Genomic DNA, 12,198 nt, shown 5'->3' on the forward strand with positions numbered 1-12,198 from the left:
CAATGAAAAGAGAACACATTATTAGCCAGCTTTATCAGGTGATACACACCACCGTCAACAGGACCCTGAATAAGCAGCAGAGTTTTGGGCACACATTAACCCTGGAGGGCGATCCTTATGTTAGCGGTAAATTTGCGCTGGCGTTAAGTTTATTACTTGAACGAGGGATGGAACCCGAGGACCAATGGCGGAGCGTATGGCCGGTGCTGGTCGCCGCGCCTTGCGATAACTGGGGAAAGTACTATTTTCTTCAGGCGTTGCTGAAGCTAAAACAACACGAAAGTCTGGAACGTGTGCTGAGTGCTGAACAGCTGGCGACACTGCGCTGCAAGCTGAACTGGCAAGAGATGGTTGAAGAGGGAACGTGGCAATTGAATCCGCGTTTTCCTACCAACTTCTATGGCGTGGCGTTTAGCGTGGCACGTCTGCGTTTTTTATTGGGCTGGGAGAGCGAGCGGGCATCGCAGGAAATTCTACAGCGATTGCTTGCGCATTATCGCGCTCACGCGCAGAACGGTTGTGCGGATGAAACTAACGGTCATGGGCGTTTCGATCGCTACAGCGTGTTACTGGTAGCGGAAATTTGCCAACGTCACCTCGAAACCGGATTAGAAGTGGCTGACTGGCTCAAGGCGTCATTGCGGCAGGCGGTGACGTTGGTGCTGTCCATGCTTAACGCTGACGGCAGTGGTTTCCAGTGGGGGCGCTCGATAGGTGCTTATGGCGACAGCGGCTTTAATGAAATTCTGGCAGTCAGCGCACGCTTAGGTTTGCTGAATTCGCAGGAACAGGCCGTGGCCAGCGCATTTTCGCAGGCCTGTACCGACCGTTTTCTTCACTTCTGGTATGACGATGACGAGCAAAGCGTGAACCTGTGGTTTAAGGGGCGGCAGACGGATGCTTATCGCGCTGAACATCGGTTGGTGGGCGAGAACATTAGCCTTTGTGTGCAGCACCTCAATGTGCAGCAAGCGTGGGCCCATCTACCCGTCCTTGAAGCGTGTGCCGCTGGTCCGCTATCGCCCGCGTTCGCCTTTACCGCATTCCGTGATGAGGGCTTCACGCGCGGGCTGTACCTGTGGCATGACGGCCAACGCACCTTCACGCTGCCGCTGATAAACGGCGACAGGCCTTATCATGCGACGTCGCCTTATTTCCCGATCCCCTTTAGCGCCGGGTTGTTGACCGGAGTGGCGCAAGGCGATGCGCCGCTGTGGGTGCCGGGCATATATGACCAACATGGACGGGTACTGCGACCACTGGTCTGGTTTCGCGATTGCCGCCACCAGAAAACCGCTGAAGGTTGGGAGATAGTCTTTGATTGCGATGCGCTGGATGTCGTATTCGAAGAAGGGGATTCGGTGCAAGAACCCCAGCGCGACCCCGATTTCACCTGCCGGACACGCTACCTTATCGCACCGGGAAGCGTGACCCGCGAGGATACCTTCACCTGCCCGCCGGGGCGCGCAAGGGGAGTCGAGCTGCTGGCTGCCGTGTACGACGCGCATCTGCCGGTAACGCTGCAAGGCTATACCGATACCGAACGGCGATGTACGACGTTATGCAGCCCGACCGGGCCGCTGGCGCAGGAGATCGTTGGGCGAAGAGAATTGTCTGGTCAAACACAATTGACCGTGAGTTGGCAGGTTTGTTACGGCTAATTTAATTGCCCTGTCCGGGGCAATTAAAAATACATTATTAATATAAATCTATTTATTAAATCCTTCACTGGAGTCTTGTCTATGTCTTTTTTAAGGAAAAACACGCTGCTGGCAGCATGTATGTTGCTGGCGCTTTCTCCTGCTGCGCATGCGGTACAGTTCGATGTTCGCGGTGGCTATAATATTGGCAACCACAGCTATGAATCCCGATTTAAAGTCAGCGATAGTTGGCAGAATGGCTGGTGGGCCAGCATGGAGACGGATAATAATAACGGTTCGCCGTCCGTAGACGATATGACCACGTCTTATAATGAAATGGAAACGAACTATACCTGGCATATTAACGATCGTTTCGCGTTGGTGCCGGGTGGGGCTATTCACTGGAGCAATAGCGGTACCCAGCTTCGCCCTTATATTCGTCTGAATTATAAAGTGACGAATGACCTGTCGAGCGGTATCCGCTACCGTCTGGACCATCATAATTACGATGTTGAAGATAATGCGGGTGACACGGTGCACGATAACGAACACCGTATCGATCTGTTCCTCAGCTATAAAATTAACCCTGACTGGAATCTGATGTGGCAAGGTACGGCCTACATGCATCAGGATCCTGATCTGCAATACAATAACGGTAAACGCTGGGCAACCGAAAATGCGCTAACCATTAAATATCGCTGGAATAACTACTTTAGCCCCTATTTTGAATATGATTATCTCGATGAGCAAAGTAATTATAATGGTGAGACCGGTAAGCCAGACTCTCGAGTCAGGCTCGGGGTGACGTTCAATCTTTAAATAATACCTGTATTATTTTTTATGCCTTTAACCAGGAAGGGACAGTATTGTCCGTAGCTAAATACTGTCCCTTCACTTTTTAGATAACTGTTTCAATTTATTGAATGTGATTTATCTCAGGGTTTGATTTATCGCAGTCAACGACAATATTTTTGCCTGTCATCGCGGGTATCTACGTATCACGGAATAAATACTATTTTTTGAACAGAGGCTCTATGGCAACACCACGCGGCTATAGGAAAGATGTCACTTTGCTGGAAACCCTCGAGATTGATGAAACGGCAATCTATTTTAATCGCATGAGAAATACACCGGCAGATTATTATCATTTTCATGAATGCCCTGAGATGCTATTTATTACCCAGGGAGTGGGCATTGCCGTGGCGGAACATCAGCAGTTCACGGTAAAACCGGGGCGGCTCTTTGTGTTTCCGCCGGGAAGGGTGCATAAAGTTCATGTCGAGCAGGGCGCGCGTAATCAGTATCACCGTACCACGCTGCATTTCAACGGAACACTGCTGGAGCCTTTCTTCCGCGACTTTCCCCGGCTACAGATACTGCTGCGCCAGCTTAGCCGTTATGGCGAGAAGATTCGCATTTTCGATGTTTCCGCCATTCAGCCGATGATCGAGATGCTGTTCGAGCGTTTTGAGCGGCTGACCAGCGCTAACCAGGTCACCATCAATGACAGTGCGCTGCTTCTGATGCAGCTGATTAGCTTACTTCCGGAACAGGAGCTGGAAAACGCGCTGCTTTCAGATCAGAACGCCTTTTCTGCCGGTATTATCCGGTGGATTGAGGGACACTTTCAGGGGCACTGCTCGCTGGAGGCGCTAGCCGCAGCATCCGGTTGCTCGGAAGGGCATGCATCGCGTCGTTTTCGCCGTGAAACGGGCGGCACGTTGCAGGAGTATTTGATCATGCGGCGCATTCGCCATGCTTGCGAACTGCTGGTTCATACCACGCTGTCGGTCAGAGAAGTGGGGGAGCAATCGGGATTTACGGAGTATGCCTGGTTTATCACCAGTTTTCGAAAATATATGGCAAAAACCCCCCTCCAGTACCGCAAATCATATAGTCTAAGAGGCTGAGGGATAAGAAATTGTCCTGACCACGCTGTGGTCAGGACAACGGTATTACGCTTTCAGTGCCGCCAGTGCAGCATCGTAATCCGGCTCGTTGGTGATTTCGTTCACCAGCTCGCTGTATACGACGTTGTCGTTTTCATCAATCACCACCACGGCACGTGCCGCCAGGCCTTTCAGCGCGCCATCGGCAATGCCGACGCCATAGGTCTGCAGGAATTCCGGCGCACGCAGGGTGGACAGGGTGACGACGTTGCTCAGGCCTTCCGCGCCGCAGAAGCGTGACTGGGCGAACGGCAGGTCAGCGGATATGCACAGCACCACGGTGTTAGACAGTTCACCCGCTAACTGGTTGAATTTACGCACAGATGCCGCGCAAACGCCGGTATCGATGCTCGGGAAAATGTTAAGAACTTTACGTTTGCCAGCGAACTGGCCGAGGGTGACGTCCGACAGATCTTTTGCCACCAGCGTAAACGGTTGAGCTTTATCGCCCGCCTGTGGGATAGAACCTTGAACAGCAACGGGATTGCCCTGGAAATGTACGGTTTGCGACATGATTATCTTCCTGTTTACATATAGTTAACGTCGACCCTAGTGTATGACAACAGGCGTTAACACGGCAAACCCTATTTGTGCCTGAATGAAAGGAGCCAAAATGAGAAAGCTGCGAGTGTTCGAAGAGGCCTGGCCGCTGCATACGCCGTTTGTCATTGCGCGCGGTAGCCGCAGCGAAGCAAAGGTCGTGGTGGTCGAGCTTGAGCAAGATGGCGTAAAAGGCGTTGGCGAGTGCACGCCGTATCCGCGCTACGGCGAGAGCATCGCTTCGGTGATGGCGCAGATTATGGCAATCGGCGAGCAGCTCGAGCACGGCATCACGCGCGAGCAGCTCAATCATTTGCTGCCGGCAGGGGCCGCACGTAATGCGGTGGACTGCGCGTTATGGAATCTGGAAACTGCGCTTAATGGAAGTGACGTTGTCACACAATTGGGCGTTATCTTGCCAGCGACGGTCACGACGGCGCAAACGGTCGTCATCGGCACGCCAGAACAGATGGCTGCCAGTGCGCGGGCGCTGTTTGCAAGCGGTGCCCGGCTGCTAAAGGTAAAACTGGATAATCACTTTATTTGCGAGCGGATGGTGGCGATTCGTGAAGCGGCGCCGGAGGCCACGCTGATTGTTGACGCCAACGAATCCTGGCATAGCGACGGACTGGCCGCGCGCTGCCAACTGTTGGCCGATCTTAACGTGGCGATGCTGGAGCAGCCGTTACCGGTGGGCGAAGATGAGGCGCTGGATAACTTTATTCATCCGTTGCCGATCTGTGCTGATGAGAGCTGCCATACCCGCGAAGACCTGCCGGTGCTGCGCGGGCGCTATGACATGGTCAATATCAAGCTGGATAAAACCGGCGGGCTTAGCGAGGCGCTTGCGCTGGCTGCGGAAGCCAAAGCGCAAGGGTTTGCCCTGATGCTGGGCTGCATGTTGTGCACTTCTCGCGCTATTGCCGCCGCGCTGCCGTTGGCTCCGCAGGTACGCTTTGCCGACCTCGACGGCCCAACGTGGCTGGCCGCTGACGCGCAGCCAGCTTTACGCTTTACCTGTGGAGAACTTCATTTGTGATGCGCCGACTGCCAGTGCAGCAATCCTGTCATCGCTGACAGGTAGCGCTCGCTGGCCTCGTCCGATGAGATTGCCGGAAATTCGGCGGTGATGCAGTGCAGGCCGATATCGTTGCACCAGCTGCCGAACGAGCCGGGCGTTTCGTAGCCCACGCTGCTGACCAGCGGCAGCGCGAATGCGTCCGCCAGCCATTGTCCCAGCTCGCTATTGCGGGCGTCTTCAATACAGGCCAGTGGGTCATGGAACGACACCACCCATGCCGGGTTTATCTGATGAATCAACTGACACAGCGCGCGGCTTTCCGGTTCAGAGCCGGGGCGGCTGCCGGTGAGCAATACCACATCACGCTGCTCGGCCGCGCTGTTCCAGCGATAGACCGTTTCACCGGTTTTCCAGTTGGCTGACGGAAAGTTGCGATTGAGATCCACGCCGTTGGCGTTGGCGCGTAGCCCAAGTTGGCAGCCGTCCGGGTTAACGGCCAGTACCACGTGATGACGCCGTAGCTCCGGTGCCAGCGTGCGCAGCGCGCAGGAGAGGGTGACCACCGAGGCGTTTTCATCGCCGTGCGTACCGGCAATGATTAAACCGCTTTGCGGACCGGCCAGCGGCGCGGGAAACCAGATAAGCGGTGCGCCTAACAGTGAACGACCATAGTGTTGTGTCCCTGGTGGGAACGCGCCGCGCTGAGCGCGAGGGCGAGTGGCTGACATACGCTGCATCCTGATACGCAATGGGGATATTGAGCAGTGTTGTGCAAAATCATCCGCGAATCAAATAGTTTCCCTTATGGATATTGCTGGGGATATATCAAGTTTATGTGACATGCTGTTTGCAATTCGCGTAAGTGAAACAAATAATATTTTCATCAAGTTGTGTGGGTTTACCTATTTAAAGGGGATGACATGAAGTTACCGTTCACCTTGACCTGTTGCGCCGTCTTGCTTTCAGGTCTGAGTTCTATCGCCGTCGCGGCCGACGTTCCCGCCGGAACGGTGCTGGCGAAGCAGCAAGAGCTGGTTCGTCACATTAAAGATGAACCCGCTTCATTAGATCCCGCGAAGGCGGTGGGGCTACCGGAGATTCAGGTCATTCGCGATCTGTATGAAGGTCTGGTGAATCAGGATGCTCACGGCAATATCATTCCTGGCGTTGCTACCCGCTGGCAAACCAACGATCAGAAAATCTGGACGTTTACCCTTCGCAACGACGCTAAATGGTCGGACGGCACGCCGGTGACGGCGCAGGATTTCGTCTACAGCTGGCAGCGTCTGGTTGACCCGAAAACCACCTCGCCGTTTGCCTGGTTTGCGGCGTTAGCGGGCATCACGAATGCGCAGGATATTATTGATGGCAAAGCCAAGCCCGAAACTCTGGGCGTAACCGCGGTGGACGCGCATACGCTGCGGGTCCAGCTCGATAAGCCGCTGCCGTGGTTTGTGAATCTGACGGCTAACTTCTCGCTCTATCCGGTGAATAAAACCGTTGTCGAAAGCGATAAAAACTGGACGCGTCCGGGCAAGCTGGTGGGGAACGGCGCCTATGTTCTGGCCGACCGCGTGGTGAATGAAAAGCTGGTGGCGGTGCCGAACAAATACTACTGGGATAACGCCAAAACGGTGATTCAGAAAGTCACCTTTATGCCGATTAACCAGGAATCTGCGGCCACCAAACGCTATCAGGCCGGGGATATCGATATCACGGAGTCGTTCGCGAAAAACCAGTATCAGAAGCTCAAAAAAGAGCTACCGGGTCAGGTCTTTACGCCTGCGCAACTGGGCACCTATTACTACGCCTTTAACACCCAAAAGGGGCCTACCGCTGATGCGCGTGTACGTCTGGCGCTCAGCATGAGCATCGATCGTCGTATCATCGCGGAGAAGGTGTTGGGGACCGGCGAAAAACCCGCGTGGCGCTTTACGCCAGACGTGACGGCAGGTTTTAAACCTCAGACGTCGGCGCTGGAAGAGAGCAGCCAGGCAGAGCTGAACGCGCAGGCGAAAATGTTGCTGCAAGCGGCAGGCTATGGCCCGAATCGTCCGCTGAAGCTGACCCTGCTGTACAACACCCAGGAAGTACACCAGAAGATTGCTATCGCCGTGGCGTCGATGTGGAAGAAAAATCTGGGCGTCGACGTTAAGCTGCAAAACCAGGAGTGGAAAACCTACATCGATAGCCGCAATACCGGTAACTTCGATGTGATTCGCGCTTCGTGGGTGGGCGATTACAACGAACCGTCTACTTTCCTGTCGCTGCTGACTTCGACGAACAGCGGCAATATTGCGCGCTTTAACGATCCCGCCTATGACAAAGTGATCCGTCAGGCGAGCCTGGAAAACACCGCCGAGGCGCGTAACGCCGACTACAACGCCGCGGAAAAAATCCTCGCCGAAAAAGCACCGATTGCACCCATCTACCAGTATACCAATGGCCGCTTAATTAAGCCGTGGGTGAAAGGATACCCGATCACCAATCCGGAAGATGTGGCGTACACGCATACGATGTATATCATTAAGCACTGATAAAACCATCGCTGCAAAACTCAGAACGGGCGCCGCTTACCGCGCCCGTTTTTTATGCCTTATTTCCCCCTGAAGGGGACCGATCTTATTAAAACACCTGATTCATGAATCCATTGCATAGGTCAAATCAGTTTTAACAGTCTAATTGTGGCGAGCGTTGTATCTTAAAATCATGTTTTAACCTGATAGAGGCATTACCGTGGAATATTCAGTATTAAGTAACAATCTAAAAATGCCGATGATGGGGTTTGGCGTTTTTAAGGTTACCGATAAAGAAGAATGTAAGCAGTCGGTGTTAAGCGCTATTCGCACGGGCTATCGCCTCATTGATACCGCCGCCGTCTACGGTAACGAGGATGCTGTCGGCGATGCCGTTCGTGAAGCCATCGCTGAAGGGCTGTGTACCCGCGAGGAACTATTCATTACCTCCAAGCTGTGGGTTCAGGACATGGTCAGCGCCGAAGCGGCGAAAGCCGGTATTGAGGCGTCGCTGAAAAAGTCAGGGCTAGCCTATTTTGATCTCTATTTGCTGCATCAGGCGATGGGGGATTATTTCAGCGCGTGGCGTGCGCTGGAAGAGGCTTATGATGCCGGTAAACTGAAAGCCATCGGCGTGTCGAATTTCTATGCGCATGTATTAACCAACTTCTGTGAAACCGTCAGAATCAAGCCGATGGTCAATCAGGTGGAATTGCATCCTTACTTCGCGCAGCCTGACGCGCTGGAAACCATGAAGCGCTATAACGTTCAGCCCGAAGCCTGGGCGCCGTTAGGCGGTGGCAGACATAAGCCTTATGAAGATGAAATGCTGCAAGGCATCGCCGATGCCCATCAAAAAACCATTGCGCAGATTGTCTTGCGCTGGAACGTGCAGCGTGGCGTCACGGTGATCCCGAAATCTACCCAACAAAAACGTATTGCAGAGAACTTTGCGATCTGGGATTTTTCCCTGACCGATGCTGAAATGGCAAAAATCAGCGCGCTGGATGCGGGCTATGTGGGGGAGGCGGTGAAACATTTTAACCCGGAATTTGTTCGCGGCTGTCTTGGCGTTAAAATCCATGACTGAACCGGGTTTATCCAATAAAAACAGGCGCTAAAAAGCGCCTGTTTTGGAACCCTATCGCAACAGCTCGGCAAACTTAGCCAGCCATTGTGGATGTGCAGGCCATGCCGGCGCGGTCACGAGGTTGCCGTCCACATACGCTTCATCGATACCAATATCGGCATATTCGCCGCCGCTCAGCCGCACTTCCGGCGCACAGGCCGGGTAGGCGCTACAGGTCCGCCCTTGCAAAACCCCCGCGGCGGCCAGCAGCTGCGGACCATGGCAAACCGCGGCAATGGGCTTGTTCGCCACATCGAAGTCCTGTACCAGCTTAATGACCGCCTCGTATAGACGCAGGTATTCTGGCGCGCGTCCGCCGGGGATCAGCAGCGCGTCGTAATCCGCTTCATTGACGCTGGCAAAATCGGCGTTGAGCACGAAGCGGTGGCCGGGTTTCTCGCTATAGGTCTGGGCGCCGTCAAAGTCATGAATTGCCGTCATAATATAGTCACCCTTTGGCTTGTCAGGACAAACGGCATCGACCTGATGACCAATCATCTGTAGCGCCTGAAAGGGCACCATAGTTTCGTAATCTTCCGCGTAATCGCCAACCAGCATCAATATCTTTTTGCCTGCCATAGCCCATCCTCTTTGAGTAAAGATGTCTAAGATATAGCCTGGCAACAAAGGGATAGCGAACCGCAAACCGCGCGCTGCATCACGGATATCAGCAATGGTTAACGTGGCAGAGGCACTGCCAGCATGGAGTATCGTTCTGCTGAGACACTTGCAGAGATTACGGGAGTGCTATAATTGGCGGACGATATCACGCGTGCGATATCCTCTGCGGATAAGCCGCTTTTCACCTTCTTATGCCCGGGCAAACAGCGATGATTTATATGTCTGATGTCATGATATTTGGCAAAGTGCTGCTCGGCATTTTTCTGCTTTTGCTGCTGGCAAGTTACCTGTTTTCAAAGCTCAACGTGCCGATTGCCGTGCTGCTTACAACATGGCTTTCCGCTGCGGCGGCGTTTGCGCTGCTGGTGGTGTTGGTGTTAATGCCGGGGATCAAGAAGGATGAGGTTGCCCTGGGAAAACGCTGGCTTGAAGAGTGCACGCTCGTCGAAAAGTTTGAGCGTCATACGCTACGCGAACCGACCAACCGCCTGCAATGCCATGGCGTAGAAGAGCAGGTGGACGCCAGCGACTATCAGACCTTCACGGTCGCCTATCTCGAACGTGGGGAAGGTGATTCCCGCTGATGCTCCGGCCAGGGGGATCACCGATTTTCACGCCTGCCTTTTTTTCCCCGTGGCTGATGAAATGTCGCGGCGCAGCGCGGCTGGCGCGTTAGGATCGCCGCTGAGCGGCAGATTACTCAGCATCACTTCAATATCCTCCGCCGGTACCGGGTCGGAGAACCAGAACCCCTGTAGTGCGTCGCAGCCCAGCCCGGTGAGGATACGCTGCTGCTCCTGGGTTTCTACGCCCTCTGCCACCACATCCATATTCATGGAATGGGCGATGGTGATAATCGTCGAGACGATTTTGATGTGTTTGCTGTTCTCCCGCATATCTTTCATAAAGCTTTTATCAATCTTCAATTCACCGGCTGGGAGATCCTGCAGCGCCAGCATATTGGAGTAACCGACGCCAAAGTTATCAATGGAAATAGTGATACCAATGCGGCAGAAATCATTAAAGATTTGCACGCTGCGATCGAAACCGTGTAACGCCGTGGTTTCGGCAAGCTCGATGGTTAAACGCGTCGGCGAAATACGATGGCGTACCAGCGCGTCGCAAACCTGCTCGTAGAAGTTTTGCTGCTCAAACTGGACCGGTGAAATATTCAGCGAAAGCGTCCAGTCATCGTGCCCGGAAAGGCTCCACTTATGCATCTGAATGCAAGCCTGTTCCAGCACCCAGTTACCCACTGAAACAATCAGCCCCGTATTCTGTAGCGTAGAGAGGAAGACTTCCGGCAGCAAAATGCCTTTTTTCGGATGCCGCCAGCGCAGTAATGCTTCAAAGCCGTAAATCCGTTTTTCTTTGACGTGGTATTTCGGCTGGTACCACAGTTCAAACTGATTGCGCTCCAGCGCCTGGGTCAGGTCCTGTAAGAAATGCGCGCCCTGCCAGGTGCTATCGAGCATCGACTCGTTGTAGAACACCCATCCATTTCGCCCGCTATGTTTCACGTGATACATCGCGGTATCGGCGGCGAGCTTCAGATCCTGCGGCGTTTCGCCGTGACCGGGGTAGAGGCTGATGCCAACGCTCAGCGAGATTTGCAGAATTTGCCCGGAATGGTAAAACGGCCGCCGGATGCTTTCGACCATCCGCGTGCAGATATCGGCGATTTCCGCCTCGGTGCAGTCGGGGGCCAGCAGGATAAACTCATCGCCGCCGATGCGGGCGAGGGTCATTTTCGGCATCAGGCAGGCGCTCATACGGTTAGCAACGGAGACCAGCAGATTATCGCCGACGTGATGGCCCCAGGCATCGTTGACCAGCTTAAAGCGGTCGAGATCCATCAGCACCAGCGCGAAAGTGCTGCCCGCCAGTCGAGCCTGATGCAGGCAAGCCAGCAGGCGCATGTCAATCTGGCTACGGTTAGCGAGGCCGGTAAGCCCGTCGTAGCGTGCCTGCTGCTCAAGCTGCTGGTTCAGGCGCTGGAGGTTTTCGGTGAGTCGCGTCGTGCGTACCTGGGAGTCCACCATTGAGATCATGAGCATCAGCCCCAGCAGCAGTAGCGTGGTGGCAGAAACCCATATCGAAAGGCCTTCTTCGCTCACCATGGCCGCATGATTGGCCATGATATGCCCGCTGCCGGTGAAGGTGGCGGCGCTCATGCCGGTATAGTGCATCGCGGCAATCGCAATCCCCATCGCAAACGCCGCGCCAACGCGCGTCAGCAATACCCCTTTACTGTTCAGGCGCAGGCTGAAGGCTAACCACAAGCCGACGCAGGAGGCAACGATGGCGATCACCACGGAGGCGATAATCAGCGGCACGCTCCAGATGATATCGTCATGCGACATCAGCGCAGCCATGCCGACATAGTGCATGATGACGACACCGCTGCTGAGTAGGGCGGTGGCAATGCACAAGCGTTTAAGCGACAGCGTATTTCCCGCGACGGCGATATTAATCGCCAGTGAAGACGCGATAATCGCCGCCAGCAGTGAAATGACCGTCAGCGCCAGGTGATAACTCATTGGCATAGGCATCTTCATGGCCAGCATGCCGATAAAATGCATCGACCAGATACCAATACCCAGCGTAGCGCCGCCGGTAATACGCCAGAAGATAGCCGCCTTCTTATTTGAAGCGGCAATTTTTGCAGCACTATCAAGCGCAACGAAAGATGCGATGAATGCCACCAGGAATGAAATACCGACCAGTATCGGGTCCCACGAAGCGTGTAGCGTCATGCAAACCATACCTTTTCATAGAGTGG

Annotated in this window: 11 protein-coding genes; 7 read left to right on the forward strand and 4 right to left on the reverse strand. The window is 54.1% G+C overall.

Translation table 11 applies throughout. From position 1 onward, the window contains the following. The first annotated feature begins 2 nt into the window (after positions 1 to 2). The 3 genes from K7B04_RS16110 to K7B04_RS16120 all read left to right on the forward strand — a co-directional run bounded on the left by K7B04_RS16110 (position 3) and on the right by K7B04_RS16120 (position 3,550). Positions 3 to 1,661 (forward strand): hypothetical protein, encoded by a 1,659-nt coding sequence (locus K7B04_RS16110; RefSeq protein ID WP_223802488.1) that lies wholly within the window; start codon positions 3 to 5, stop codon positions 1,659 to 1,661. An 81-nt stretch (positions 1,662 to 1,742) separates the two neighbouring features. After that, positions 1,743 to 2,459 (forward strand): oligogalacturonate-specific porin KdgM family protein, encoded by a 717-nt coding sequence (locus tag K7B04_RS16115; RefSeq protein ID WP_163447379.1) that lies wholly within the window; start codon positions 1,743 to 1,745, stop codon positions 2,457 to 2,459. Positions 2,460 to 2,674: 215 nt separating this feature from the next. Then, complete coding sequence (locus tag K7B04_RS16120) at positions 2,675 to 3,550, forward strand: AraC family transcriptional regulator (RefSeq protein ID WP_223802489.1); 876 nt, start codon at positions 2,675 to 2,677, stop codon at positions 3,548 to 3,550. 45 nt (positions 3,551 to 3,595) lie between these two features. On the opposite strand, the gene tpx is transcribed toward K7B04_RS16120, so the two are convergent. Continuing rightward, positions 3,596 to 4,102 carry a thiol peroxidase gene (tpx, locus tag K7B04_RS16125; RefSeq protein ID WP_223802490.1) on the reverse strand — a complete coding sequence of 169 codons (507 nt, stop codon included), beginning with the start codon at positions 4,100 to 4,102 and terminating at the stop codon, positions 3,596 to 3,598. Between the two features lie 100 nt (positions 4,103 to 4,202). On the opposite strand from tpx, the gene ycjG reads away from it, so the two are divergent. Next, a complete protein-coding gene (ycjG, locus tag K7B04_RS16130) occupies positions 4,203 to 5,168 on the forward strand; it encodes an L-Ala-D/L-Glu epimerase (protein ID WP_223802491.1) in 966 nt (321 codons plus the stop codon). Here the strand turns inward: ycjG and mpaA are convergent. Beyond that, a complete protein-coding gene (gene mpaA, locus K7B04_RS16135; protein WP_223802492.1) occupies positions 5,159 to 5,878 on the reverse strand; it encodes a murein tripeptide amidase MpaA in 720 nt (239 codons plus the stop codon). The genes ycjG and mpaA overlap by 10 nt on opposite strands. A gap of 192 nt (positions 5,879 to 6,070) precedes the next feature. Between mpaA and K7B04_RS16140 the strand changes: the two genes are divergently transcribed. After that, positions 6,071 to 7,687 carry an ABC transporter substrate-binding protein gene (locus tag K7B04_RS16140; protein WP_167576018.1) on the forward strand — a complete coding sequence of 539 codons (1,617 nt, stop codon included), beginning with the start codon at positions 6,071 to 6,073 and terminating at the stop codon, positions 7,685 to 7,687. 199 nt (positions 7,688 to 7,886) lie between these two features. Further along, entirely contained in the window at positions 7,887 to 8,756 is an 870-nt protein-coding gene (locus K7B04_RS16145; protein WP_163447383.1) for an aldo/keto reductase, read from the forward strand. Between the two features lie 51 nt (positions 8,757 to 8,807). On the opposite strand, the gene K7B04_RS16150 is transcribed toward K7B04_RS16145, so the two are convergent. Then, a complete protein-coding gene (locus K7B04_RS16150) occupies positions 8,808 to 9,374 on the reverse strand; it encodes a DJ-1/PfpI family protein (protein WP_163447384.1) in 567 nt (188 codons plus the stop codon). A 260-nt stretch (positions 9,375 to 9,634) separates the two neighbouring features. On the opposite strand from K7B04_RS16150, the gene K7B04_RS16155 reads away from it, so the two are divergent. Then, entirely contained in the window at positions 9,635 to 10,000 is a 366-nt protein-coding gene (locus K7B04_RS16155) for a hypothetical protein (RefSeq protein ID WP_223802493.1), read from the forward strand. A gap of 27 nt (positions 10,001 to 10,027) precedes the next feature. Here K7B04_RS16155 and K7B04_RS16160 read toward each other — a convergent pair whose 3' ends face one another. Further along, on the reverse strand, positions 10,028 to 12,172 hold the full coding sequence (locus K7B04_RS16160; RefSeq protein ID WP_163447386.1) for an EAL domain-containing protein: 2,145 nt from the start codon (positions 12,170 to 12,172) through the stop codon (positions 10,028 to 10,030). Positions 12,173 to 12,198: the final 26 nt, after the last annotated feature.

Source organism: Kluyvera sp. CRP (assembly GCF_019930565.1).
GTDB classification, from domain to species: Bacteria; Pseudomonadota; Gammaproteobacteria; order Enterobacterales; family Enterobacteriaceae; genus Kluyvera; species Kluyvera georgiana_A.

Excerpts from the sequence above, each read along its gene's own strand:
- K7B04_RS16110 (WP_223802488.1), top strand. The coding sequence starts at position 3 with ATGAAAAGAGAACACATTATTAGCCAGCTTTATCAGGTGATACACACC.
- K7B04_RS16115 (WP_163447379.1), top strand. The coding sequence starts at position 1,743 with ATGTCTTTTTTAAGGAAAAACACGCTGCTGGCAGCATGTATGTTGCTG.
- K7B04_RS16120 (WP_223802489.1), top strand. The coding sequence starts at position 2,675 with ATGGCAACACCACGCGGCTATAGGAAAGATGTCACTTTGCTGGAAACC.
- tpx (WP_223802490.1), bottom strand. The coding sequence starts at position 4,102 with ATGTCGCAAACCGTACATTTCCAGGGCAATCCCGTTGCTGTTCAAGGT.
- ycjG (WP_223802491.1), top strand. The coding sequence starts at position 4,203 with ATGAGAAAGCTGCGAGTGTTCGAAGAGGCCTGGCCGCTGCATACGCCG.
- mpaA (WP_223802492.1), bottom strand. The coding sequence starts at position 5,878 with ATGTCAGCCACTCGCCCTCGCGCTCAGCGCGGCGCGTTCCCACCAGGG.
- K7B04_RS16140 (WP_167576018.1), top strand. The coding sequence starts at position 6,071 with ATGAAGTTACCGTTCACCTTGACCTGTTGCGCCGTCTTGCTTTCAGGT.
- K7B04_RS16150 (WP_163447384.1), bottom strand. The coding sequence starts at position 9,374 with ATGGCAGGCAAAAAGATATTGATGCTGGTTGGCGATTACGCGGAAGAT.
- K7B04_RS16155 (WP_223802493.1), top strand. The coding sequence starts at position 9,635 with ATGTCTGATGTCATGATATTTGGCAAAGTGCTGCTCGGCATTTTTCTG.
- K7B04_RS16160 (WP_163447386.1), bottom strand. The coding sequence starts at position 12,172 with ATGACGCTACACGCTTCGTGGGACCCGATACTGGTCGGTATTTCATTC.